The sequence below is a fragment of the Melghirimyces thermohalophilus genome (assembly GCF_900102685.1).
Classification (GTDB): Bacteria; Bacillota; Bacilli; order Thermoactinomycetales; family DSM-45169; genus Melghirimyces; species Melghirimyces thermohalophilus.
In genome coordinates, this window is record NZ_FMZA01000016.1 from 63094 (window position 1) to 84916 (window position 21823).

31 protein-coding genes and 1 rRNA gene are annotated in these 21823 nt (G+C 53.5%); 30 read left to right on the top strand and 2 right to left on the bottom strand.

Going from position 1 to position 21823, the window contains the following annotated elements:
* The first annotated feature begins 8 nt into the window (after nt 1-8).
* The 24 genes from rplR (at nt 9) to BLP91_RS17175 (ending at nt 14943) form a co-directional block, all read left to right on the top strand.
* On the top strand, nt 9-377 hold the full coding sequence (rplR, locus tag BLP91_RS12240) for a 50S ribosomal protein L18 (RefSeq protein ID WP_091571493.1): 369 nt from the start codon (nt 9-11) through the stop codon (nt 375-377).
* Nucleotides 378-394: 17 nt separating this feature from the next.
* On the top strand, nt 395-892 hold the full coding sequence (rpsE, locus tag BLP91_RS12245) for a 30S ribosomal protein S5 (protein ID WP_091571495.1): 498 nt from the start codon (nt 395-397) through the stop codon (nt 890-892).
* Between the two features lie 12 nt (nt 893-904).
* Nucleotides 905-1093, top strand: coding sequence for a 50S ribosomal protein L30 (rpmD, locus tag BLP91_RS12250; protein ID WP_091571572.1), 189 nt, complete (start codon nt 905-907; stop codon nt 1091-1093).
* Nucleotides 1094-1132: 39 nt separating this feature from the next.
* Nucleotides 1133-1573, top strand: coding sequence for a 50S ribosomal protein L15 (rplO, locus tag BLP91_RS12255; protein ID WP_091571498.1), 441 nt, complete (start codon nt 1133-1135; stop codon nt 1571-1573).
* On the top strand, nt 1573-2889 hold the full coding sequence (gene secY, locus BLP91_RS12260) for a preprotein translocase subunit SecY (protein WP_091571500.1): 1317 nt from the start codon (nt 1573-1575) through the stop codon (nt 2887-2889). The genes rplO and secY overlap by 1 nt, the downstream gene beginning before the upstream one ends.
* Nucleotides 2890-3039: 150 nt before the next feature.
* A complete protein-coding gene (locus tag BLP91_RS12265; protein ID WP_091571503.1) occupies nt 3040-3693 on the top strand; it encodes an adenylate kinase in 654 nt (217 codons plus the stop codon).
* Complete coding sequence (gene map / locus BLP91_RS12270) at nt 3690-4436, top strand: type I methionyl aminopeptidase (RefSeq protein WP_091571506.1); 747 nt, start codon at nt 3690-3692, stop codon at nt 4434-4436. The genes BLP91_RS12265 and map overlap by 4 nt, the downstream gene beginning before the upstream one ends.
* A gap of 14 nt (nt 4437-4450) precedes the next feature.
* A complete protein-coding gene (locus BLP91_RS12275) occupies nt 4451-4759 on the top strand; it encodes a KOW domain-containing RNA-binding protein (RefSeq protein ID WP_091571508.1) in 309 nt (102 codons plus the stop codon).
* Between the two features lie 4 nt (nt 4760-4763).
* On the top strand, nt 4764-4982 hold the full coding sequence (gene infA, locus BLP91_RS12280; protein WP_009710936.1) for a translation initiation factor IF-1: 219 nt from the start codon (nt 4764-4766) through the stop codon (nt 4980-4982).
* Between the two features lie 100 nt (nt 4983-5082).
* On the top strand, nt 5083-5196 hold the full coding sequence (gene rpmJ / locus BLP91_RS12285; RefSeq protein WP_091571574.1) for a 50S ribosomal protein L36: 114 nt from the start codon (nt 5083-5085) through the stop codon (nt 5194-5196).
* Between the two features lie 18 nt (nt 5197-5214).
* The gene (gene rpsM, locus BLP91_RS12290) at nt 5215-5583 is read left to right on the top strand and encodes a 30S ribosomal protein S13 (protein WP_091571511.1); all 369 of its coding nucleotides are present in this window, start codon (nt 5215-5217) and stop codon (nt 5581-5583) included.
* A gap of 20 nt (nt 5584-5603) precedes the next feature.
* Nucleotides 5604-6008, top strand: a complete 405-nt coding sequence (rpsK, locus tag BLP91_RS12295; RefSeq protein ID WP_091571512.1) for a 30S ribosomal protein S11 — start codon at nt 5604-5606, stop codon at nt 6006-6008.
* Nucleotides 6009-6198: 190 nt separating this feature from the next.
* A complete protein-coding gene (locus tag BLP91_RS12300; protein ID WP_091571515.1) occupies nt 6199-7143 on the top strand; it encodes a DNA-directed RNA polymerase subunit alpha in 945 nt (314 codons plus the stop codon).
* A 32-nt stretch (nt 7144-7175) separates the two neighbouring features.
* Nucleotides 7176-7562, top strand: a complete 387-nt coding sequence (gene rplQ / locus BLP91_RS12305) for a 50S ribosomal protein L17 (RefSeq protein WP_091571517.1) — start codon at nt 7176-7178, stop codon at nt 7560-7562.
* A gap of 109 nt (nt 7563-7671) precedes the next feature.
* On the top strand, nt 7672-8523 hold the full coding sequence (locus BLP91_RS12310) for an energy-coupling factor transporter ATPase (protein WP_091571577.1): 852 nt from the start codon (nt 7672-7674) through the stop codon (nt 8521-8523).
* Nucleotides 8499-9341: an energy-coupling factor transporter ATPase gene (locus BLP91_RS12315; protein ID WP_091571519.1), complete on the top strand. Its 843-nt coding sequence runs from the start codon at nt 8499-8501 to the stop codon at nt 9339-9341. Before BLP91_RS12310 ends, BLP91_RS12315 begins: the two co-directional genes overlap by 25 nt.
* Nucleotides 9342-9346: 5 nt before the next feature.
* Nucleotides 9347-10141 carry an energy-coupling factor transporter transmembrane component T family protein gene (locus BLP91_RS12320; RefSeq protein WP_091571580.1) on the top strand — a complete coding sequence of 265 codons (795 nt, stop codon included), beginning with the start codon at nt 9347-9349 and terminating at the stop codon, nt 10139-10141.
* 22 nt (nt 10142-10163) lie between these two features.
* A complete protein-coding gene (truA, locus tag BLP91_RS12325) occupies nt 10164-10919 on the top strand; it encodes a tRNA pseudouridine(38-40) synthase TruA (protein ID WP_091571522.1) in 756 nt (251 codons plus the stop codon).
* A gap of 168 nt (nt 10920-11087) precedes the next feature.
* Nucleotides 11088-11525 carry a 50S ribosomal protein L13 gene (gene rplM / locus BLP91_RS12330; protein ID WP_091571525.1) on the top strand — a complete coding sequence of 146 codons (438 nt, stop codon included), beginning with the start codon at nt 11088-11090 and terminating at the stop codon, nt 11523-11525.
* Nucleotides 11526-11544: 19 nt separating this feature from the next.
* A complete protein-coding gene (gene rpsI, locus BLP91_RS12335) occupies nt 11545-11937 on the top strand; it encodes a 30S ribosomal protein S9 (protein ID WP_091571528.1) in 393 nt (130 codons plus the stop codon).
* 149 nt (nt 11938-12086) lie between these two features.
* Complete coding sequence (locus tag BLP91_RS12340) at nt 12087-12551, top strand: hypothetical protein (protein WP_091571532.1); 465 nt, start codon at nt 12087-12089, stop codon at nt 12549-12551.
* A gap of 67 nt (nt 12552-12618) precedes the next feature.
* Nucleotides 12619-13353: an N-acetylmuramoyl-L-alanine amidase CwlD gene (gene cwlD, locus BLP91_RS12345; RefSeq protein ID WP_091571534.1), complete on the top strand. Its 735-nt coding sequence runs from the start codon at nt 12619-12621 to the stop codon at nt 13351-13353.
* 55 nt (nt 13354-13408) lie between these two features.
* Nucleotides 13409-14521 (top strand): Mrp/NBP35 family ATP-binding protein, encoded by a 1113-nt coding sequence (locus BLP91_RS12350; protein ID WP_091571537.1) that lies wholly within the window; start codon nt 13409-13411, stop codon nt 14519-14521.
* 77 nt (nt 14522-14598) lie between these two features.
* Nucleotides 14599-14943: an ABC transporter permease gene (locus BLP91_RS17175; protein ID WP_281220606.1), complete on the top strand. Its 345-nt coding sequence runs from the start codon at nt 14599-14601 to the stop codon at nt 14941-14943.
* 66 nt (nt 14944-15009) lie between these two features.
* Here BLP91_RS17175 and gerD read toward each other — a convergent pair whose 3' ends face one another.
* Complete coding sequence (gene gerD, locus BLP91_RS12365; RefSeq protein ID WP_091571544.1) at nt 15010-15654, bottom strand: spore germination lipoprotein GerD; 645 nt, start codon at nt 15652-15654, stop codon at nt 15010-15012.
* 164 nt (nt 15655-15818) lie between these two features.
* On the opposite strand from gerD, the gene BLP91_RS12370 reads away from it, so the two are divergent.
* A complete protein-coding gene (locus tag BLP91_RS12370; RefSeq protein ID WP_091571547.1) occupies nt 15819-16430 on the top strand; it encodes a KinB-signaling pathway activation protein in 612 nt (203 codons plus the stop codon).
* Here BLP91_RS12370 and pdaB read toward each other — a convergent pair.
* Nucleotides 16427-17191, bottom strand: a complete 765-nt coding sequence (gene pdaB / locus BLP91_RS12375) for a polysaccharide deacetylase family sporulation protein PdaB (RefSeq protein ID WP_091571549.1) — start codon at nt 17189-17191, stop codon at nt 16427-16429. The two genes, BLP91_RS12370 and pdaB, sit on opposite strands and share 4 nt — an antisense overlap.
* A 118-nt stretch (nt 17192-17309) precedes the next feature.
* On the opposite strand from pdaB, the gene BLP91_RS12380 reads away from it, so the two are divergent.
* The 5 genes from BLP91_RS12380 to BLP91_RS12400 all read left to right on the top strand — a co-directional run.
* The gene (locus BLP91_RS12380) at nt 17310-17921 is read left to right on the top strand and encodes a stage II sporulation protein M (RefSeq protein ID WP_091571552.1); all 612 of its coding nucleotides are present in this window, start codon (nt 17310-17312) and stop codon (nt 17919-17921) included.
* A gap of 18 nt (nt 17922-17939) precedes the next feature.
* The gene (locus BLP91_RS12385; protein ID WP_091571555.1) at nt 17940-18356 is read left to right on the top strand and encodes an OsmC family protein; all 417 of its coding nucleotides are present in this window, start codon (nt 17940-17942) and stop codon (nt 18354-18356) included.
* 34 nt (nt 18357-18390) lie between these two features.
* A complete protein-coding gene (locus BLP91_RS12390) occupies nt 18391-18972 on the top strand; it encodes a TetR/AcrR family transcriptional regulator (RefSeq protein ID WP_091571558.1) in 582 nt (193 codons plus the stop codon).
* A gap of 161 nt (nt 18973-19133) precedes the next feature.
* The gene (locus BLP91_RS12395; protein WP_091571561.1) at nt 19134-21317 is read left to right on the top strand and encodes an MMPL family transporter; all 2184 of its coding nucleotides are present in this window, start codon (nt 19134-19136) and stop codon (nt 21315-21317) included.
* Nucleotides 21318-21618: 301 nt separating this feature from the next.
* Nucleotides 21619-21823 (top strand): 16S ribosomal RNA (locus BLP91_RS12400); the annotation flags it as partial.

Genomic DNA, 21823 nt, shown 5'->3' on the forward strand with positions numbered 1-21823 from the left:
AAAGCGGCATGATCCAGAAGGCTGACCGGAATAAAAAACGGAAGCTGCGCCATCTTCGAGTGCGGAAGAAGATTATGGGCACTCCGGAGCGCCCGCGTCTCAACGTGTTCCGTTCTTCCAAGAACATCTACGCCCAAGTGATCGATGATTTGCAAGGTCACACCTTGGCTTCCGCTTCCACGCTGGACCCTCAGCTGAAGGAAAGCGGCATCTACGGCGGTAATGTGGAAGCGGCTCGAAAAGTGGGCGAACTGATCGCTGAACGGGCGAAGGAAAAAGGGATCGAAAAAGTGGTCTTCGATCGGGGCGGCTATGTCTATCACGGACGGATCAAAGCCCTGGCAGAGGGAGCCCGCGAAGGAGGTCTCGACTTTTGAGCAAAGGAGGCAGAACCATGAAGAACGATCAGGCCAAAGACGATTTGCAAGAAAAAGTCGTCAGCATTAACCGCGTATCCAAAGTGGTTAAAGGCGGCCGCCGGTTTAGCTTCAGCGCCTTGGTTGTTGTCGGCGACGGCAAGGGCAAAGTCGGTGCTGGCATCGGCAAAGCGGCTGAAGTACCGGAAGCGATTCGTAAAGGCGTAGAAGTGGCCAAGAAAAATATGATCAGCGTACCGCTGCAGGGAACCACCATCCCCCACGAGGTGGTCGGTCGCTACGGTGCCGGACGGGTTGTGATGAAGCCGGCCATGGAAGGTACCGGTGTGATCGCAGGTGGTGCCGTTCGTGACGTGTTGACGGTGGCGGGTGTCGGCGACATTTTGACGAAGTCAACCGGTTCCAACAACCCGATCAACATGATTCGGGCGACCCTCAGCGGAATCCAGAATATGAAGCGGCCGGAGGATGTCGCCAAACTGCGCGGCAAGTCGGTCGAAGAACTTCTGGGATAAGGAGGGATGATCGTGGCAAACAAATTGGCAATCACCCTCAAGCGGAGCATGATCGGACGTTCCGAAACCCAACGGGTCACCCTTCGTACCCTGGGGTTGAAAAAACGGGAACAGACCGTGGTCCAAGAGGATACCCCTGCCATTCGTGGGATGATTAACAAGGTGCATCACCTGATCGAAGTGAAGGAAGTACAGGAGTAAACCACTAAATCCTCAATAATGATAGAGGAGGTGTATCGGATGAAACTTCATGAATTGAAACCGTCCAAAGGCTCCCGCAAGGCGCGGAAGCGCGTGGGTCGCGGCATCGCAGCCGGCCAAGGGAAAACGGCCGGTCGCGGCCACAAAGGTCAGAAGGCTCGCTCCGGCGGCGGAGTACGTCCCGGCTTTGAAGGGGGGCAAAACCCGATCTATCGGCGTCTGCCGAAGCGTGGTTTCAAAAACCCTACCCGCAAGGAATACGCTGTGGTCAACCTGGATACGTTGAACCGGTTTGAGGAAGGGACCGTCGTGACCCCTGACCTCCTGAAAAAGACGGGTGTAGTGAAAGATCTGAAAGACGGTTTGAAAGTGCTGGCCAACGGGGAGCTTAATGCGAAACTGACGGTGAAGGCCCACAAGTTTTCCCGGAGCGCGGAAGAGAAAATCGCGAACGCGGGAGGCACGACGGAGGTGCTCTGATGCTTCAAACCGTGAGCAACATTTTCAAAGTGGAGGATCTTCGGCGCCGTATCCTGTTCACTTTGGCGATGCTGGTGGTTTTTCGGATTGGCAGCTTTATTCCCGTCCCCAACACGAACAATGAAGCCTTAAAGGCGATTGCCGAAAATCAGGCTGGCGGCGGCGGGGTATTTGGGCTGATCAATACCTTTTCCGGCGGTGCGTTCCTTAACTTCTCCATCTTTGCCATGGGTATCATGCCTTACATTACGGCATCGATTATCGTGCAGCTGTTGACGATGGATGTGATTCCTAAATTTGCCCAATGGGCAAAGGAAGGGGAAGTGGGGCGGCGCAAGCTGGCCAAGGTGACCCGCTACGGGACGATCATCCTGGGGTTGATCCAGTCGATCGGTCTTACGATCGGTTTTGATCGGGCGGGCTCTCAGTTCGGGATGAACTTTATCGATAATCCCAGCTTCGCCACCTACGTCCTGATCTCTCTCACCCTGACCGCAGGGACGGCCTTCCTGATGTGGTTAGGAGAGCAGATCACGGATAAAGGGATCGGCAACGGGATTTCCATTTTGATTTTCGCCGGGATTATTGCCGGGATTCCTCCAGCCGTGACCCAGATCTATGAAACACAGTTTGCCAATGCTGGCGACCAGATGTTTCTCAACATCGTGAAGATCCTGATCATCTTGGTAGTATTGATCGCGATCGTGGCAGGAGTCATCTTCATCCAGCAAGGGGTTCGCAAGATTCCCGTTCAGTATGCTAAGCGTGTGGTCGGCCGCAAGATGTACGGCGGACAATCGACCCACATTCCGATGAAGGTGAACGCGGCCGGTGTGATCCCCGTGATCTTCGCTCTGTCCCTTTTGATTTTCCCACCGACGGTAGCCAGTTTCTGGCAAGGGAATGTGGTGGCTGACTGGATCATCAACAACTTCGGCTATGATAAACCGCTGGGTATGGTGATCTACGTCATTCTGATTATCGGGTTCACTTACTTCTACACCTTTGTGCAGATCAACCCGGTCCAATTGGCGGATCAGATGAAAAAGAATGGCGGTTATATTCCGGGGATTCGTCCCGGTAAGAACACCTCCATCTTTTTGACCAAAATCATGAACCGGATCACCCTGGCCGGAGCGCTCTTCCTGGCTGCGGTATCGATCCTGCCGGTTTTCTTTACAACCCTTGCCGGTCTTCCGCAAAGCGTCCAGATCGGTGGGACCTCGCTTTTGATCGTGGTCGGGGTTGCGTTGGAAACCATGAAAAACATCGAGAGTCAACTCATCAAACGGCACTATAAAGGGTTTATGAAGTGATCGGGACCCCAGAGTCTTCTGGGATCATCCTTACACCGGACCCGAAGCTCAAACAGCCGAATACCGGTCCCGACAAGAACCACAGGAGCGCCATCGGTGTCGGATGGGTTGGACCGGGAGTCGGCTTCGAACCACCGGGAGGGATGAGGCTTGAATATCGTGCTGATGGGTTTGCCCGGTGCCGGAAAAGGCACTCAGGCCGCCCGGATTACCGAGGCGCTTAACATTCCGCACATTTCTACGGGGGATATGTTTCGGCAAGCGGTTAAAGAGGGAACCCCTCTTGGCCTGGAAGCCAAAACTTACATGGATGAAGGACAATTGGTCCCCGATCGCGTGACGGTCGGTATTGTCCGGGAACGGTTGGGCAAAGATGATTGTGCTGAGGGGTTTTTACTGGATGGATTCCCCCGGACAGTACCCCAAGCAGAAGCGCTAGATGAAACCTTGAGCGAGCTGAATCGTTCCCTCGATCATGTGCTTTATATCGAAGTGAGCGAAGCCGAATTGTTGAAGCGCCTGACCGGTCGTCGCATCTGCAGTGACTGTGGAGCCACCTATCACGTGGTGTTCGACCCATCGGAAAAAGACGGGGTCTGTGACCGTTGCGGTGGCTCTCTCTACCAGCGGGATGATGATAAGGAAGAGACGGTTGCCAAACGGTTGGAAGTCAACCTCGGAAAGACGCAGGAGTTGGTCGAGTACTATCAGGAGAAAGGCAACCTTCGCAAAATCGACGGAGACCAGCCGATCGGCCGCGTCTCTGATGCGATTCTTGAGGTGCTCGGGGGTAAAAACCGATGATCATTCTCAAGTCCAAAAAAGAAATCGAAACGATGCGGGAAGCGGGTCGCATCGTCTATGAGACGCGCCGAATGATCGAGGACGCGATCCGGCCGGGAATCACCACCGCTAAATTGGATCGGTTGGCAGATGATTTCATCCGCAGTCAAGGCGCAACTCCGTCTTTTAAAGGTTACAATGGCTTTAAAGGCAGCGTCTGCATTTCGGTAAACGAAGAGCTGGTTCACGGAATTCCCGGAGAACGCGTCCTCCATGACGGAGATATTGTCACCGTCGATATCGGAGCTTGCGTTGATGGGTATCACGGGGACTCCGCTTGGACCTTTCCGGTGGGTGAGGTTACCGAGGAAACGCGGCGGCTGTTGCAGGTGACGGAGGAATCCTTGTATAAGGGGCTGGCCCAAGCGAAGCCGGGGAATCGCATCGGGGATATTGCCCATGCCGTTCAGGTCCATGCCGAAGACGCCGGATATTCCATTGTTCGGGAATACGTCGGCCACGGAGTCGGCCGGGAACTTCACGAGGAACCCAGCGTCCCCAACTTTGGGCTTCCCGGCAAAGGCCCCCGTTTGAAACCGGGAATGACCTTGGCCGTTGAGCCGATGGTGAACGCGGGAAAACGCTATGTTCGAACACTGGCGGATAACTGGACCGTCGTCACGCAGGACGGTTCCCTGTGTGCCCACTTTGAACACACCGTCGCGATCACAGAAGACGGCCATGAAATATTGACCACTGCGTAAAAAGGTGAAGGGTGATGGATGTGACGGATGCCGAAAGACGGCCTCGACCGGGTCAGGTGGTACGTGTCCTGCGGGGTCGTGAGGCGGGGAGATATGCGGTCGTGATCGACGAAGATCCGCCTCACTTCGTTCTGTTGGTAGACGGAGATAAGCGGAAATTCGGCGATGCGAAAAAGAAAAATATCAAGCATATTCAGCCCACCAATTACATCGCCCGGGAAGTGACGGAGTCCTTGCAGAAGGAAGGACGTGTCAGCAACGCCAAAATACGCTACGTCCTAAACCAATACCTGCTTCGGTTGGAGCAGAAAAAAGGAGAGTGAGTCAATGGCCAAAGAAGATGTGATCGAAGTGGAAGGGACAGTTATCGAACCTTTGCCCAACGCGATGTTCCGAGTGGAACTGGAAAATGGTCACAAAGTCCTCGCCCACGTATCCGGCAAGATTCGCATGCACTTTATCCGGATCCTGCCCGGGGACCGAGTGACGGTTCAGCTCTCCCCGTATGACTTGAGCCGCGGCCGTATTACCTACCGCTACAAGTGACGGCTCACACAGCTCACTCGGATGTCGCATCATGATGGATAAAACCCGGGAGCACCTGGCCGGAGAACCGGACACCGAGTGGGAACAGGAGGGATATGAGATGAAAGTACGTCCTTCGGTGAAACCGATCTGCGAAAAATGCAAAGTGATTCGCCGCAAAGGATCCGTGATGGTGATTTGCGAAAATCCCAAGCACAAGCAACGACAAGGATAAGATAGGAGGTGCCCAACATTGGCTCGTATTTCAGGTATTGACCTTCCCCGCGACAAACGGGTGGAAGTGGCCTTGACCTACATCTACGGCATCGGTCGTTCCCTTTCTAAGCAAATCCTGAAGGAAACGGGTGTCGACCCCCAGACGCGGGTTCGCGACCTGACGGAAGACGAGATCTCCAAACTCCGCGGGTATATCGATAAAAACCTGATGGTCGAAGGGGATTTGCGTCGGGATACCGCTCTGAACATCAAGCGTCTGATCGAAATCGGATCTTATCGGGGCATTCGGCATCGTCGCGGTCTGCCGGTTCGCGGCCAGCAGACCAAGACTAATGCTCGGACCCGTAAAGGTCCTCGTCGGACCGTTGCCAACAAGAAAAAATAACGAGGTAAGGAGGGAGAAATATGGCTGCGAAAAAAAGGACATCAACCAACCAGCGCGTCAAGCGTCGTGCACGGAAAAATGTGGAAGCAGGTATGGTACACATTCGTTCCACTTTCAACAATACGATCGTTACCATTACCGACAAGCAGGGAAACACCGTGTCCTGGGCCAGCTCTGGGACCCTCGGATTCAAAGGTTCCCGCAAGAGCACGCCTTTTGCCGCTCAGATGGCAGCGGAAGCGGCTGCCAAACAGGCGATGGAACACGGGATGAAAAGCGTGGAAGTGACAGTGAAAGGACCGGGTGCGGGCCGCGAAGCGGCAATCCGTTCCCTCCAGGCGGCCGGGTTGGAGGTCAATCTCATCAAGGATGTTACCCCGATTCCGCACAACGGGTGCCGCCCGCCGAAGCGTCGCCGTGTCTGATGCGTGACGCGTGTTGATTCCGGGTCCAGGTTTGGTTTATACTGGTAGAACTATGTGTATAATGGTACTGGACAAATAGGATTCGATCCATTGATCGGCTGATTTCACACCGGGGCCACGCATAGCGAACACCCAGACTGGACAAATGTCACCCGGAACGCGACGTTCTGAAGGAGGGTTTCAAAACCGTATGATTGAAATCGAGAAGCCGAAAATTGAAACCGTGGAGCTCAGTGACGACGGCAAATACGGGAAATTTGTCGTGGAACCCTTGGAACGTGGATACGGCACCACCCTTGGCAACTCGCTCCGGCGCATCCTGTTGTCCTCACTACCCGGTGCGGCTGTGACTTCCATCCAGATCGAGGGGGTATTACACGAGTTTTCCACGATTCCCGGTGTGGTTGAAGATGTGACTGAGATCGTCTTGAATCTCAAACACTTGGCTCTAAAGATTCATTCCGAGGAAGAAAAAGTGTTGGAGATTGATGTGGAAGGCGGCGGTGAAGTGAAGGCCGGTGATATCCGGGCTGACTCGGATGTGGACATCCTCAACCCGGAACTCCATGTGGCTACCCTTGCCGATGACGCCCGTCTCCACGTGCGCATGACCGCCAACCGTGGCCGGGGATATGTACCGGCGGAACGCAATAAACGGGAGGAACAGACCATCGGTGTGATTCCGATGGACTCGATCTATACTCCCATCGAACGTGTCAACTACCAGGTGGAGAACACTCGGGTTGGCCAAGTGACCAACTATGATAAATTGACGATGGAAGTCTGGACGGATGGAAGTCTCCGTCCCGATGAGTCTGTCAGCCTTGGCGCCAAGATCATGACAGAACACCTGATGCTCTTCGTCGGTCTCACAGAAGAAGCCAAAGATGCCGAGATCATGGTGGAAAAAGAAGAAGACAAGAAAGAAAAAGTGATGGAGATGACCATCGAAGAGTTGGATCTGTCGGTCCGGTCCTATAACTGCCTCAAGCGAGCGGGAATCAACACCGTCCAAGAGCTGACGCAAAAAACGGAAGAAGATATGATGAAAGTGCGCAACCTAGGTCGCAAATCGCTGGAAGAAGTGCAGGAGAAGCTGGGAGAGTTGGGACTCTCCCTGCGCAGCGATGACTGACTGGCTACTCTTTTACAAGGGAGGGGAAATCCATGGCACAATCCAAACTGGGTCGCAAGACCTCTGCACGGAAAGCTTTGTTCAGGGACCTCGTGACCGATCTGATCATTCACGAGCGGATTAAAACCACAGCTGCCCGGGCCAAAGAGGTTCGCTCCATCGCCGACAAGATGATCACTCTGGCCAAACAGGGGGATCTCCATGCCCGCCGTCAAGCAGCCGCCTTTGTTCGCACCAACCGTTCCCGTACCGAACAAGCAGGGGACAATGTCAACCATGAGTCTGTCGACGCGGTGAAGAAGCTGTTTGAGGAAGTGGGTCCCCGCTACGAAGAGCGAAACGGCGGTTACACCCGCATTATCAAGATCGGCCCCCGCCGCGGCGATGCTACGGAAATGGTTTATCTGGAGCTGGTGTGAGGCAAAGGTTTTTGCATCAAAGGGAGAGGGCAGGACGTGATTGTCCTGAAATCTGCCCTTTTTCTTTATGGAGGAAATACTGGATCCGGCTGAAAGCGGAGTGGATGGGATGGAACCGATCATACGGCTTGACGGAGCAGGATTCCGGTATGATCATCTTCAGGAAAGACCAGAAGCAGAGTGGGCGCTGCGCGGGGTCCATCTCCAAGTGGGCTCTGGGGAGTATATAGCGGTGATGGGGCCGAATGGTTCCGGAAAGTCAACCTTAGCGAAGCTGTTGAACGGCCTTCTCCTACCGAGTGAGGGTAAGGTGTGGGTGGGTGGTCTGGATACCGGTTTGGAAAAGAACCATCCGCTCATTCGCCAAAAAGTGGGGATGGTTTTTCAAAATCCGGACAATCAGATCGTGGGCACCACGGTGAAGGATGATGTGGCCTTCGGCATGGAAAACCTAGGCGTTCCCCGCCAAGAAATGTTGAAGCGGATCGATCAGGTTCTCCAGCAAGTCGGACTGAGGGGACGGGAGGCCTCATCTCCCCACCATCTGTCGGGAGGACAGAAACAACGGTTGGCGATCGCCGGTGTGATGGCGATGCGGCCCGAGGTGATCATCTTTGATGAAGCCACCTCTATGCTGGATCCCGGCGGGAGACGAGAAGTGCTGGATGCGATCACTGAGTTGCATCGCCAGGGAACCACCGTGATCCATATCACTCACTCGGTAAAGGAAGCCTTCCAGGCGGAACGGGTGGTAGTGATGGCCGATGGCCGGATCGAGTGGTCCGGTGCACCTCACGAGCTGTTTCACCGCCGGGAGAAGCTCACCCGTTGGTCGCTAGAGGTTCCGCTGCCGTTAGAACTGAAAGAGCGTCTACGGCGCCGCGGCCTTCCCATCCGGCACGAGATCACCGGAACTGAAGAGCTGGTGGAATCGCTATGGAAATTGTTATCCAGGGATTGACCTATCGCTATATGGCGGGTACCCCCTATGAACGATGTGCCCTGGCCGATGTGGATTGGACCATTCCCTCGGGCTCTTTTGTCGCTATTATCGGAGGCACCGGCTCCGGCAAAACCACACTGATTCAAATGATCGCCGGGTTGATGACCCCTACCCGGGGTCATGTTTTGATCGGTGGCATAGATGACTTTTCCAGGTTGCGAGGCCGGGTGGGAGTGGTTTTTCAATATCCGGAACATCAGCTGTTTGAAGAGACTGTGGCTAAAGATATTGCCTATGGACCGCTCAACCTCGGCCTCAGCCAGGAAGAAGTGAACTACCGGGTGGAACAAGCGATGGGCTGGGTCGGCTTGCCTCGGGAACTGGCCTCCCGTTCCCCCTTTCATCTCAGCGGAGGACAGATGCGACGGGTGGCGATTGCTGGGGTGCTATCGATGCAGCCGGAAGTGTTAGTACTGGACGAGCCGACGGCAGGTCTGGATCCCGCTGGGCAGCGGGAATTGATGGAACGGATGTACACCCTGCACCGGGAGCGGAGCATGACGGTGATTCTGGTTTCTCACAATATGGAAGAGGCGGCCACCTACGCAGAGCGGGTACTCGTATTGTATCAGGGACGGAAAGTGGCGGAAGGACAACCTGTGGATATCTTTTCCCGCCATCGATCCCTTAAGGAGTGGGGTCTGGAAGCACCGGAGGCGCCCCGGCTGGCGGATCGCCTCAACCGCCGCCTGGATCCGCCCCTACCTGACGGGTTGATGACAGTGGATGACCTGGAAGAAGCGATTCTGGCCCGCTGGGAGGGGCGACCCCGGTGAGCAGATTGAATCATCCGGTGATCGGTCAGTACATTCCCGCTGATTCTTTTTTGCATCGGTTAGACCCGAGGGCGAAACTGGTGTTTGTTTTCGTCTTTATGATGATCGTTTTTCTCGCTAAGAATGCGGCCGGTTACAGTCTATTGGTGGGGGTGGCCCTGTCGGGGGTACTGCTGTCACGCATTCCGCTCCCGATGATCTTACGAGGCATCAAACCGGTATTGTATTTGATCATCTTAACCGCTTTGCTCCATCTGGGGATGACTCGAGGCGGGGATGTATGGTGGGAGTTGGGGCCCATTACCGTGTATGAGCAAGGTGTCGTGCAGGCGACCGTCATTTCCCTTCGCTTTCTGATCCTGGTGCTGATGGGGACGTTGTTGACACTGACCACTTCCCCCATGGAGCTGACCGACGGATTAGAACGACTCCTGTGCCCGCTAACCCGCGTCGGTGTGCCCGCTCAGGATCTGGCGCTGATGATGTCGATCGCGCTGCGGTTTATTCCTACGCTGTGGGAAGAGATGGATAAGATCATGATGGCCCAGCGGGCGCGGGGGGCTGACTTTGACAGCGGCCATCTGTTGCGACGGGTCAAAAGTTACATCCCCGTTCTGATTCCCTTGTTTATCTCTGCATTTCGACGGGCGGAAGAGCTGGCATTGGCCATGGAGGCCCGAGGATATCGAGGGGGGAAAGGGCGGACCCGGATACGGGAGCTCCGCTGGAAAAAGGAGGACACCATCCTGCTCGTGGTATTAGCAGTCCTGTCGATCAGCCTCTGGTGGCTGCGCGGTTAGGGAGAAAGGGGGAGGCCAAGCGGTGATTAAGTTTAAAATGGTTATCGCCTATGACGGGACGGATTTTGCCGGTTTTCAGCGGCAACCGGGTCAGCGGACGGTGCAAGGGGTCTTGGAAGAGACCCTCACCCGCATTACTCGCCGTCCGGTGGCGGTGACCGGGGCGGGTCGAACCGACGCTGGGGTTCATGCCCTGGGACAGGTCACCCATTTTGAGAGTGACTGCCCGATCCCTTTCAACCGCTGGGTACGGGTGGTAAACGACGGCCTCCCACGGGATTTGCAAGCAAAAAAAGTGGAACCGGCGGCCCCCGGGTTTCACGCACGAAAAGATGCCTATTGGAAACGGTATCGGTATACCCTGGATACAAACCGGGTTCCGAACCTCTTTTGCCGCCGCTTTCGCACTCCTTTTCCCCGCCGGCTGGAGCTGAATCCCATGCGACAAGCTGCTCGTTATTTGGTGGGAACCCATGATTTCACATCTCTATCGGCAGCCCGGGCCCAAGTAGAGCATCGGGTGCGCACTCTATATCACTGCGACGTGTCGGAGGATGAACCAGGGATTTTCACCATTCAGGTGGTGGGAGATGGTTTTCTTTATCATATGGTCCGCATTTTAGCGGGGACCCTGGTGGAGGTGGGGCTGGGCAAGCGTCCGCCCGATGATATACCCCGCATCCTGTCGGCAAAAGACCGGTCGGTGGCCGGTAAAACCTTGCCTCCCGATGGGTTGGTGATGATGGAAGTGGGTTATACCCCCTGGCAGGGAATGTGAGCCTTTTCCTTTCTTGACTTCCCTTCCTCGTTGGTGTAATATGATCGTTGGTATTTTTCCATCTTGCCCCGGTGGGAAAATCTTTGTTCGGCGCACTCTGGTGAGAACGCAACGGGTAACGCCCATACTTGATATATTTTTTGTCTGTTGAGAGAAGGAGGGAATGAGATGCGTACCACATTTATGGCTAAACCGAACCAAGTGGAACGGAACTGGTATGTGGTTGACGCCGCGGATCTGCCGTTGGGCCGTCTGGCCACCGAAGTGGCGACTGTGCTGACCGGGAAGCATAAGCCCGAGTACACCCCCCACGTCGACACCGGCGATTACGTTGTCGTCATCAACGCTTCCAAAGTTCACCTGACCGGTAAAAAACCGGCCAAGAAAATGTATTACCGCCATACCGGCTATCCTGGCGGGATTCGTTCTATCTCCGCCGGCGAGCTGCGGGAGAAAAATCCGGAACGCATGATTGAGCTGGCTGTCAAAGGCATGCTGCCGAAAAACACCTTGGGACGCAAGCAGCTGAAAAAGCTGAAGGTGTACGCCGGTGCGGAACATCCTCATGAAGCACAACAACCCAAGCAATGGGAAGTACGCCGTTAAGTAAAGGAGGGAACTGATCGTGGCACAAGTCCAATTTTATGGTACCGGCCGCCGCAAAGAGTCTGTGGCACGTGTCCGCTTGGTGCCTGGCGATGGGCGCATCGTTATCAACGGCCGTGAGATGGATGACTACTTCGGCCTGGAAACCCTGAAAGCCATCGTGAAACAGCCGTTGGTGCTGACGGATACCACCAACCGCTATGACGTTTTGGTCAACGTGGACGGAGGCGGCTTTACCGGTCAAGCCGGCGCTATTCGTCATGGGATTTCCAGGGCCCTTCTCAAAGTGGATCCGGAACTTCGTCCGACTCTGAAAAAAGCCGGCTTCCTTACCCGTGACCCGCGGATGAAAGAACGGAAGAAATACGGTCTCAAAAAGGCCCGCCGTGCGCCGCAATTCTCCAAGCGGTAACATCATCGTTCTCCACCCCGCCAAAGGCGGGGTTTTTTATGGACTTTTTCTGTCGTTTATTGACAACTGCTGCCTGATTTTAGCCATAGTATCTCCCCCTGCCTCCGGTAACACTATGGGTACTTCAAAGCAGGCAGGAGGGTTGCAAGGTGGGTAAAGTGGTTTGGTTGGAAGCTTGGCGTCTAACCCGTATGGAAAAATTGAGACAGGAAGCTTTGTCTGGCTTTCCTTGGGGCAAGCTGTCGCAGATGGTGGATACCATTCTGGAGCCGACCTTGCGTAACCTGAATCCCGGGCAACGACTCGCCGTGGACGAAGCCGTATATCGGATTGCCTTTGAGGCTTACGTATGCGGCATGGAGTCGAGCCGCCGGGGAGAGCTGGAATGCCCTCCGGAACGGCCAAGCCAAGAACGCCGCCGATGGGGCCAACGCGTATTTGGCTACGGGGGCAGCCGTCTGATTGGACAGATTGCCGAGGATCTCAACCTCTTCCGGCAGATGGACGAATGGACCATTCAATCCGTCATGTATTTTTTCGAAGAAGTGACCGCCTTGTGGTTTATGCACGGGGTGGACTACGGAATTCGGTTACGCAAACGTCGTTTCCTCTGACATTCATATCGGTCGACTCGTCCCATATACATGAAAGAAGACGGGGAAACCCAAGGGGGGAAGACGGATGGGGGACGGGTGGAAAGTGTTCTTTTACGGCCGTAGAAAATGGATTGGGTTGTTGATGGTGGTGGCACTGGTTGGGGCTTTTGCCACATACGGTCTTCCTGATAAAAGTCGAAATGTGTGGAGCACGCCTTTGTCGGGGAAAGTGATTGTTTTGGATCCGGGACACGGAGGACCTGATGGAGGGGCTGTGAGCCAAACCGGGCTGGTCGAAAAAGATGTGGCCTTATCGGTGAGTCTGCTTTTGCGGGACTACCTTCAGGAATCCGGCGCTTTGGTGATCATGACCCGGGATGAAGACAGGGATCTGGCCGGTGAAGGGGTCCGGAGGAGAAAGGCTCAGGATTTGTTGCGTCGCGGAGAGATCATCAGAGACAGCGGTGCCGATGCCCTGATCAGTATCCATCTCAACGCCATTCCATCTTCCCGCTGGTCGGGAGCACAAACTTTTTATTATCCGACACTGGAAGCCAATGAGATCCTGGCTCAAAGTATTCAGGGGGAAATGATCCAATCCCTTCAGAACACCACGAGACAAGCCCGTCACAGTGGGGAAGTTTACATATTGAAGACGTCGGAAATTCCATCCGCACTGGTGGAGATCGGGTTTTTATCCAATCCGGAAGAAGCCGGGCTTCTGGGCAAAGAAGATTATCAGAAAAAAGTGGCAGCTGCCATCTATCACGGAATTCTTCGCTATTATTCGGAAAAAGCACCGACGAAAGAACAAGAATAATTGTGTTATAATCGGGTTGAAACATAACGTTACAATTATCGAGGTGTCGATACAGATGACCGTTGAACAGATACTGGAAGCACTCCGGGAGGTAGAGGAGCCGGAGTTAAAACACAATCTTGTCAAATTGAACCTGGCACGGAACATTCGCATTTTCGGAGATCGGGTGCAGCTGACGGTGATGATGCTATCTGACGATTCCTCCCATCGGGAAAAGTTGGAGCAAAAGGTGACGGAAGCGCTGAAAAAAGCCGGAGCTGAGCAGGTGGAGTTGGAGTTTGACCTCCTTTCCGAAAAAGAACAGGAAATTTTGGCGGAACGGATTCGCAAGGAGCACCAGGAAAAAGTTCGGGCCAAACGCTCCGGCGGCCGGCAGCCTTTGCAACAAGATGCGGCAGGTACCGATCTCCTTTCCAAGGATTCCGATACCGTCTTCATCTCAGTGTCCAGCGGAAAGGGCGGCGTCGGCAAATCTACCGTCACCGTCAATTTGGCTGTGGCCTTGGCTCGAGAAGGCAAACGGGTCGGTGTCATCGATGCGGATATCTATGGCTTCAGTGTTCCTGATATGATGGGGATTGAGGAGCGACCGACCGTAGTGGATAAGACGATCTTTCCGGTGGAACGGTTTGGGGTGAGGGTGATCTCCATGGGATTCTTTGTGGAGGAAAATGCCCCGGTGATTTGGCGCGGTCCCATGCTTGGCAAGATGTTGCGCAACTTCTTCCAGGAAGTGGAATGGGGTGAGCTGGACTACGTGATTTTGGACTTGCCTCCAGGGACAGGGGATGTGGCTTTGGATGTACATCAGATGCTTCCCCAGAGTAAGGAGCTCTTGGTGACCACCCCCCATGCTACCGCGGCGTTCGTGGCTGCTCGTGCCGGTGCGATGGCTCTTCACACCAAACACGAAGTGTTGGGTGTAGTGGAAAATATGGCTTACTACGAATGCTCTTCCTGCGGGAATAAGGATTACATCTTTGGCCGTGGCGGAGGAGAAAAACTGGCGGAAGAGCTTCAGACCGAATTGCTCGCCCAGATTCCCCTCGGTTCCGTGGAAAACGGTGATCCTGACGATCCCGATTTTTCACCTTCCGTTTACGATGCGGATACACCCATCGGGAAACGATATCGGGAACTGGCCCAAAAGGTTATGAAGCGTGTGTAAAGCCAAGGGAAAAAACACCGGGAATTCCGGTGTTTTTTCTTTCCCTAGGGATGTTTGCAAGGGAAAGGAGTACCGGAATGGGGGATCAGGAACTGATCCGACTTGTTGGAGTAACCAAACGTTACACCGGTCAACGAATCCCTCTGGATGGAGAATGCCGAAACCATGCGGGAAGAGATTTTGGTCGCTCTCTCCCTGGGGGCTACCGGAGCGCAGGCCAGCCGCCGGGCTACTTACCGGGCCATTCGGGCGGGGATGATTCCGATGATCGATTCCTATTGTCGGGGATGATGACCGGCCTCATCATCGCCGGGACCAGCCCGCTGATCGCCGTTCGCTACCAACTGTTGATTATGTATTCCATTACCGCATCCAGCGCCTTGGTCAGTATCATCCTAGGCATGTTGGTCCGACCTGTTTAACAAAGCCCATCAGTTCGTGGGGTGGAGGGGAGAAAGTGAATAAAAAACACCGGTTGTTCACCGGTGTTAACTTCCTCCCGAGCCTCCGCCACTTTGGCCTCCGCTGCCACCGCTGTTTTTCTGTCCACCCTTTTTCCCTTGCTTCTGTTTCTCTTGTTCCATTTTTTTCACCGTTTCTTCCAGCAGCTTGGAAAACTTTTGTTGGAAGGTGGGGCTCTCCAGGGCATCTTCCATCACCTTTTGAATCTCTTCCCGGCCTTTTCTGCCTTTCAACACCTGATTGAGCTGATTGGAAAACTCCGGATCCTTCATAACATCCTGCATCATCTTCTGGTATTCCGGATCTTTCATCAGTTGTTTGATCAGCTTTTCGTGCTCTTTCTGGGTCGTTTTGGCGAAATTGGCAGCCACCTTTGGCTCTTCAAACAGCTTTTTCAGCTGTTCCTGCATCTTGGGTTCCTGCATCGCTTTGTTGATGCTTTTTTCCATATCCTGTTGCGAGACCACGATCTCTTTTTTGAATTCGGGATCCTTCATGATCTCCTGCAACGCTTTTTTACCTTCCTGTGTATGAAGAACGTCCATAACCATCTGTTTGATATCATTGTACTCCGGCTGTTGACCCTGTGATTCTTGATTGGAACTGCAGGATGCCGCCAGCATGAGCAGGATGAAGGCGAGAAGCGGCAGCCGTTTTCGGTTATTCAACATATCGAGTCCGCCCTTCTGTGGGAATCTCTCCTCTTAATATGATCGGCGGGCGGCTGATTTATGCCGATTCCGTCACCAGTCAGCTCGTTTGAAAAAGAGGGTTTGACCGTTATAATAGGGTCGACACCCCCGCGGAGTTTACAACAAAAGTGAGGGCTGAATCGATGACGATCCGCAAACTGTTTTTTCTGTTTTGGACTACCCTGGCTATCGGTACGGTGACCGCTCCAGTGATGGGTTGGGTGATTCAAGGTGTGTTCGGCCCACTGGGGCTAACCTCGGTCCGCCTGTTGTGGGCCGGCGTGATGTTTGGGGCTGTAGCCCAGATGGGATTCTTTGCCTATATGGTGTTTAATATGGTGGCCAAAGGATTTATTCGGAACCCGCGGCTATATCAAGGGATTCAGCTGATCCTGACGGTGTTGATTCTGATCCGGATCCTGGATATTCCCGCTGAAACGCGCGGCTTGGACAATACGTGGCTGATCCCTTGGAGTCTTCCAGTGATGATTCTCCTGTTCGGATTGGTGGTGGCCTGGTTTAAAGTGAAGGCGACCCAACCCGCTGCATTTATCCCAGCGATCTTTTTCATGGTAGGAACGACAGTGGTGGAAGCGATTCCCGCCCTAGGGCAGCAATCCTTTCCGATGATCCTGTTGATGGTGATGACGCTGTTGGTCTGCAACACCTGGCAGATTATGCAGTTGCACCGACTGGTGGGACCCACATCGGAGAAAGGCAAACAAAAAAGCCAGACTTCCGGGTCTGGCGCTTAATCGACAGGGTTCAGTTCCACTTCCGAACCTGCGATCAGCTCGGAAACCGAGACGAACTTGTATCCTTTGTCCCGCAATTTGTCAATGATGACTGGCAGGGCTTCGTGGAGTTGTTTACTTGAATCACTGGCGTGCATTAGGATGATGTCCCCTTTGTGTGCTCGCCCCACCACCCGGTTGATGATCTTATCCTTGCCGGGGTTCATCCAATCCAGCGAGTCCGTATCCCATTGGATACTGGTGTAACCCAACTCGTCTGCGATTTTAAGAACTCGCTTGTCAAAGTCGCCGTTGGGATACCGGATCAGGTTGGGCTCTTGTTTGGTGAGATCGGTCAAGATCTGATGGGACTTTCTGATCTGTTCCCGGATCTGTTCTTCGCTTAAGGTGCTGTAGTTTTTATGTTGGTGTCCGTGGCTTCCGATCTCATAGCCCATATCCGCAATTCGCTTGACGATGTCCGGATGGGTTTCCGCCCAGGGGGAGGAGAGGAAAAAGGTGGCGTCTTTGACGCCCTTTTGTTCTAACACATCCAGAATGGGGCCGGTTCGCTCTTCTCCCCAGCTGATGTCAAAGGTTAGCGCCAGTTGTTTTTTGTCCGTGTCCACGCTGTATATCGCCGCCGGACCCGATTGAAGGGGCATGAAGACCTGAATGTTTTCCTGCTCGGCGTAGTATATTCCGAGGGCGAAGAAGATGGCCACCAACATCATCAAAACCCGCCTGATTCGTTTTCCCGATAAAACCCAAATAAATCTCATCCCGTCACCTCCGGCTGCCTCGGTATGGGAAGTCTGGCACCTGTCCCATACTAAATGTATTCCGATGGACGAGGGTTATGAATGAGAATGTGTTTCAATCAGAGGAGGTGGTGGCCCATTGCGTCGTTTTTTTGATGCGATCCGCTCGGAAAAACGAATGGTCGCAGCTTGTGCTCTGCTGTTTATCATGTTTTCCTTGGTTGGTTTTGTCGCCAGCGAACCGATCGGCACCTGGATGAAACAGACGGGGGTGTGGGAGCAGTTTCAGAGAAAAGCAGAGTCGATCAACCAGGATCCGGGGCTGTTGAACACCTACGGTGTCATTTTTTTCAACAATCTCCTGGCCGCGGCGGGTATGATCGGACTGGGTATATTTTTTGGAATCTACCCCGCTCTGGGTGTGATATTTAACGGTCTGCTGTTGGGAGTGGTGGTCGGCAGCGTGTCTGATCAAGCCGACCTCCATCCGGTGACGTTAGTTGTGACCCATATTCTTCCCCATGGTATTCTGGAATTGCCTGCGGTGATTTTTGCCGCCGCTTTCGGAATGCGGTTGGGGGCTTTAGCGGCGGGAAGCCTGACCGGCTTGGCATCCCCTGAACTGAGAGAACGGTACGGTTCAGCATGGAAAGATTATCTTTCCAAAATTCCTGTTCTTTTCACCGGTGTGGTGGTGATGTTGGCCGTCGCTGCACTGATCGAGTCTTCTCTGATCGTTTTCTACACATGATAAGAGGAGGAAACCGCGATGAAATCCAATATTCAGTGGAAAGGCAACATGCAATTTGACGCTCGAACGCCTTCAGGACACGGGATTACGATCGATGCGGCACCAGAAGTTGGCGGAGAGAATCAGGGACCTCGGCCGATGGAACTGTTGTTATCGGCGGCAGGAGCCTGTTCAGGGATCGACATCATCAATATCCTGAATAAAATGCGCCTCCAGGTGGATGCCTTCGATATGGACCTGTCGGGGGAACGGGCCGAAGATCATCCGCGCCGTTATACACACATACACATTCACTATCGATTGGAAGGGGATCTTCCTGAGGAGAAGGTGCGACGGGCGGTTGATCTGTCCCGGGATAAGTATTGTTCCGTATCTCAATCCTTAAATGCCGAAGTAACCACCAGCTTTGAGATCAACGGGAAAAAGTATGACTAAGGCTTCGGTTGCTTGTGGGAAAAGGTGATCCCCGATGGCGAAAAAGAAAATAAACCCCCAAGAATTGTTAGATGCAGCAGAGGAGTTATTGCTGGAGCGAGGATACAGTGGTTTTCACTTTGGAGCCCTTTCAGAAAAGCTGGGGATCGGGAGGAGTACGATCTACGAGTACTTTTCCGATAAGGATGAGCTGATTACCGCCTATATGGATCAGGTGATGAACCGGGTGATAGAGGATTGCCGTGAATGTGCTCCCCTTTCTGGCCTCAACCGGTTGAAAGGGTATTTGAATGTCTTTTTGCGGTATACACAGATTCAACGGATCATTCAAATTTTGCCGATGCTTGACCTGTCTGCTTCTCCTGAAGGGGGCGAGGCGGTGGCTAAGCTCATTGAACAGCATCGATTGATTCATCGCTGGATTGTGGAGGCGATCGAAGAGGCGAAATCCATGGGGGAAATTCGCTCCGATCAATCGACGCGCCTGATTGCCGCGATGATCTTTTCTTCTATCCAGTTACCGGATGTGATGCAAGGGGAATCGGTAACCGGAGAGATGGTCATCGATCTTTTGTATCAAGGACTCCATCCCGACAACGGGTCCCCGAATCGATAAAAAACTGATTCGAAAGGGTTGGGTTTTTCTTATGATCCAATTGACACTTGTGTCGGAATGGATGATAATGTAACCGACCCAAGATTCATGGTCGGTTTCTTTTTGGACTTACTCGACACATCTGTCGAATTGGAGAGGGGCGTTTGAAAGGAGAGTACAGCATGAATCGCCTATTTCAACGTTTCACTGCCGCGGTCTCCACTCGCAAAGGGGCTAAGATCACACTGATCGTGTGGTTGGTCCTGGCGATATTGTTGAGTGGACTCATCCCAGGGGCCCGCCAATATGCCACCAATGTGAATGGACAGGATTTGCCGAAAGAGGCGGAGTCCGTTCTGGCCAGTAAGGAGCTAGAGCGTTATTTTCCCGATGAGGATGGGACGCCGGCGTTAATGGTGTTTCACTGTTCCGATGGAATGACTTCCACTGATATTCAGTCCGTGGAAAAACTGAGTCGTTATCTCCATTCCAACAAGGCCCCTGAAACAATCGATGAAACCCCGCCTTTTCATCAGATGCCAGAGGCAGCGCAAAAAACGTTTTTATCCGATGACAAAACCACCTTGCTATTGCCGGTTGTCTTGCAGGATGGCTTGGAGATGGAAGCGATCAATCAAACCGTGACCGATCTACGAGATAAAGGGGAATCCTTCCTCGTCCCACCGACGGAACTCACTGTCACGGGCCCGGCAGGGATCGCTTCGGATACGATCGCCATCTTTTCCAACGCCGATATGGTGCTTCTTCTGTGCACCATTGGTTTGATCCTGATCCTATTGATCGCGATCTATCGTTCGCCTCTGTTGGCGGTGATCCCTCTATTGGTATCGGGGATTGTTTATCAAGTGCTGGATCGCTTGCTGGGCTTGGCTGGAAAGCAGCAATGGTTTGCGATCGACTCTCAGGCCTTATCCATCGCGAGCATTTTGCTGTTTGCCGCCTTGACGGATTACTCCCTGTTTGTTTTCTCTAGGTTTCGCGAGGAGTTGAAGAGACGGGCGGATCCCTATGAAGCGATGGGTGCAGCGATGAAACAGGTGTGGGAACCGATTTTCTTCAGCGGAGGAACGGTTCTCGCAGCGATGCTGGTGTTGTTTACCGCCGATTACCAAGCCTACCTCCATTTTGCTCCCATCTTTTCGATCACTATGGCGATCATTTTGACTGCCGGTCTAACCCTGGTCCCCTCATTGTTTGTCCTCTGCGGCCGAAAAGCTTTTTGGCCCTCCATCCCCCGTCTGGGAGATCCGGAGAGTAAAAGCGGCTCTTTCTGGTCGCGGGTTGGGCGCCGAGTGGTTCGTAAACCTGGTATTACTGCTATCACCGTGGCGGCGGTGCTGGCTCTGTTCGCCACCCAAATGTCCCAGATCCAGTACTCCTTCAATTTGATCCAGTCCTTTCCGGAGGAGATGGACTCCCGGGTTGGCTTTGAATGGCTGGAGGAGCATTATTCAGAGGGGGAGCTGGCCCCCACGACCGTTTTGTTAACCGGATCGGACAAAATGGAGCGCACTGATTTACGTGGCCTGAAAGAGGAACTGGAAAAGCAAGAGGGGATCAAGGAAGTAACCATCGCCGCAGGGAATCAGGCAGCCCTGTCCGATGACGGAACAGCTGCCCGTATGCAGCTACTCTTCAATGGCAACCCCTATGATCAGGAGACGATGGATCATTTGGAACGCATCCGTGCCGGCTCGGAGGAGATTTTGCAGAAAAGCGGTTTGTCTCCCGACAACCATCAACTTCAATTTATCGGTGAGACGGCAAAACAAGTGGATGTGCGGACGTTGAACGACGGGGATACTCGAACGGTGATTCTTTTGGTCACCCTTCTCATCACCGTTCTTTTGGCTTTACAAACCCGGTCCCTCGTGGCGCCCATCTATATGATGGGGACGATCTTGCTCTCCTATGGAGCGGCGATGGGGCTTAGTTATTGGATATTTGACCACATTTTCGGTCTGGCGGAAATCAGTTATCGCATTCCCCTCTATACCTTTGTCTTCCTGGTGGCCCTCGGCGTGGACTATAACATCATGTTGGTCTCCCGAATCCGTGAGGAGATGGCACATTATGAACTTCGGGAAGCGGTCAGCCAAGGGGTGTCGAGGACGGGTGGGGTGATTTCCTCCGCCGGTGTGATCCTAGCCGCCACGTTTAGTGTGTTGATGACGCAGCCCATCATGGAACTGTTTTTGTTCGGCTTTACGGTAGCACTGGGAATTATGATGGACACATTTCTGGTCCGAGGATGGTTGTTGCCATCGATCATCACCTTGCTGGGGAGAGCCAGCTTTTGGCCTGCACGGGTGGTAACGTCAAAAGGGAAACAGGTTCAATCGTAATCGGGCGAAAAACGTTCCTCCGCGGAGGAACGTTTTTTACTTCCTTGAATGAAAAACTGGTTGACTTGTTCGGATACCCATGTTATTATCTTATTTGTCCCTGAGACGGGGACGAGCCCGCTACCGGGCGGATCAAAAAAAGATAAAAACCTGTTGACAGGATCGATTTGGTTTGATAGCATAGATCTTGTCGCCGCGAGAGAGCGGCCGCCGCGGAAGGCGGCGGAACAGGAGAGCGTTCCTTGAAAACTGAAGAGCGTTTGACACGACCCTGTCAAATGATTTGAGCGAATCAAGCTCTTTTATGGAGAGTTTGATCCTGGCTCAGGACGAACGCTGGCGGCGTGCCTAATACATGCAAGTCGTGCGGAGGAAGCCGACGGATCCCTTCGGGGTGAAGACGGTGGAATCAGCGGCGGACGGGTGAGTAACACGTGGGCAACCTGCCTGCAAGACCGGGATAACTCCGGGAAACCGGGGCTAATACCGGATAGGACTTTTCATCG

Excerpts from the sequence above, each read along its gene's own strand:
- rpmJ (WP_091571574.1), top strand. The coding sequence starts at position 5,083 with ATGAAAGTACGTCCTTCGGTGAAACCGATCTGCGAAAAATGCAAAGTG.
- rpsE (WP_091571495.1), top strand. The coding sequence starts at position 395 with ATGAAGAACGATCAGGCCAAAGACGATTTGCAAGAAAAAGTCGTCAGC.
- rplQ (WP_091571517.1), top strand. The coding sequence starts at position 7,176 with ATGGCACAATCCAAACTGGGTCGCAAGACCTCTGCACGGAAAGCTTTG.
- BLP91_RS12315 (WP_091571519.1), top strand. The coding sequence starts at position 8,499 with ATGGAAATTGTTATCCAGGGATTGACCTATCGCTATATGGCGGGTACC.
- cwlD (WP_091571534.1), top strand. The coding sequence starts at position 12,619 with ATGGGGGACGGGTGGAAAGTGTTCTTTTACGGCCGTAGAAAATGGATT.
- pdaB (WP_091571549.1), bottom strand. The coding sequence starts at position 17,191 with ATGAGATTTATTTGGGTTTTATCGGGAAAACGAATCAGGCGGGTTTTG.
- BLP91_RS12370 (WP_091571547.1), top strand. The coding sequence starts at position 15,819 with ATGACGATCCGCAAACTGTTTTTTCTGTTTTGGACTACCCTGGCTATC.
- infA (WP_009710936.1), top strand. The coding sequence starts at position 4,764 with ATGGCCAAAGAAGATGTGATCGAAGTGGAAGGGACAGTTATCGAACCT.
- BLP91_RS12385 (WP_091571555.1), top strand. The coding sequence starts at position 17,940 with ATGAAATCCAATATTCAGTGGAAAGGCAACATGCAATTTGACGCTCGA.
- gerD (WP_091571544.1), bottom strand. The coding sequence starts at position 15,654 with ATGTTGAATAACCGAAAACGGCTGCCGCTTCTCGCCTTCATCCTGCTC.
- rpsK (WP_091571512.1), top strand. The coding sequence starts at position 5,604 with ATGGCTGCGAAAAAAAGGACATCAACCAACCAGCGCGTCAAGCGTCGT.
- secY (WP_091571500.1), top strand. The coding sequence starts at position 1,573 with ATGCTTCAAACCGTGAGCAACATTTTCAAAGTGGAGGATCTTCGGCGC.
- rplO (WP_091571498.1), top strand. The coding sequence starts at position 1,133 with ATGAAACTTCATGAATTGAAACCGTCCAAAGGCTCCCGCAAGGCGCGG.
- BLP91_RS12390 (WP_091571558.1), top strand. The coding sequence starts at position 18,391 with ATGGCGAAAAAGAAAATAAACCCCCAAGAATTGTTAGATGCAGCAGAG.
- BLP91_RS12300 (WP_091571515.1), top strand. The coding sequence starts at position 6,199 with ATGATTGAAATCGAGAAGCCGAAAATTGAAACCGTGGAGCTCAGTGAC.
- BLP91_RS12395 (WP_091571561.1), top strand. The coding sequence starts at position 19,134 with ATGAATCGCCTATTTCAACGTTTCACTGCCGCGGTCTCCACTCGCAAA.
- BLP91_RS12350 (WP_091571537.1), top strand. The coding sequence starts at position 13,409 with ATGACCGTTGAACAGATACTGGAAGCACTCCGGGAGGTAGAGGAGCCG.
- rplM (WP_091571525.1), top strand. The coding sequence starts at position 11,088 with ATGCGTACCACATTTATGGCTAAACCGAACCAAGTGGAACGGAACTGG.
- BLP91_RS17175 (WP_281220606.1), top strand. The coding sequence starts at position 14,599 with ATGGGGGATCAGGAACTGATCCGACTTGTTGGAGTAACCAAACGTTAC.
- BLP91_RS12275 (WP_091571508.1), top strand. The coding sequence starts at position 4,451 with ATGGATGTGACGGATGCCGAAAGACGGCCTCGACCGGGTCAGGTGGTA.
- map (WP_091571506.1), top strand. The coding sequence starts at position 3,690 with ATGATCATTCTCAAGTCCAAAAAAGAAATCGAAACGATGCGGGAAGCG.
- BLP91_RS12310 (WP_091571577.1), top strand. The coding sequence starts at position 7,672 with ATGGAACCGATCATACGGCTTGACGGAGCAGGATTCCGGTATGATCAT.
- rplR (WP_091571493.1), top strand. The coding sequence starts at position 9 with ATGATCCAGAAGGCTGACCGGAATAAAAAACGGAAGCTGCGCCATCTT.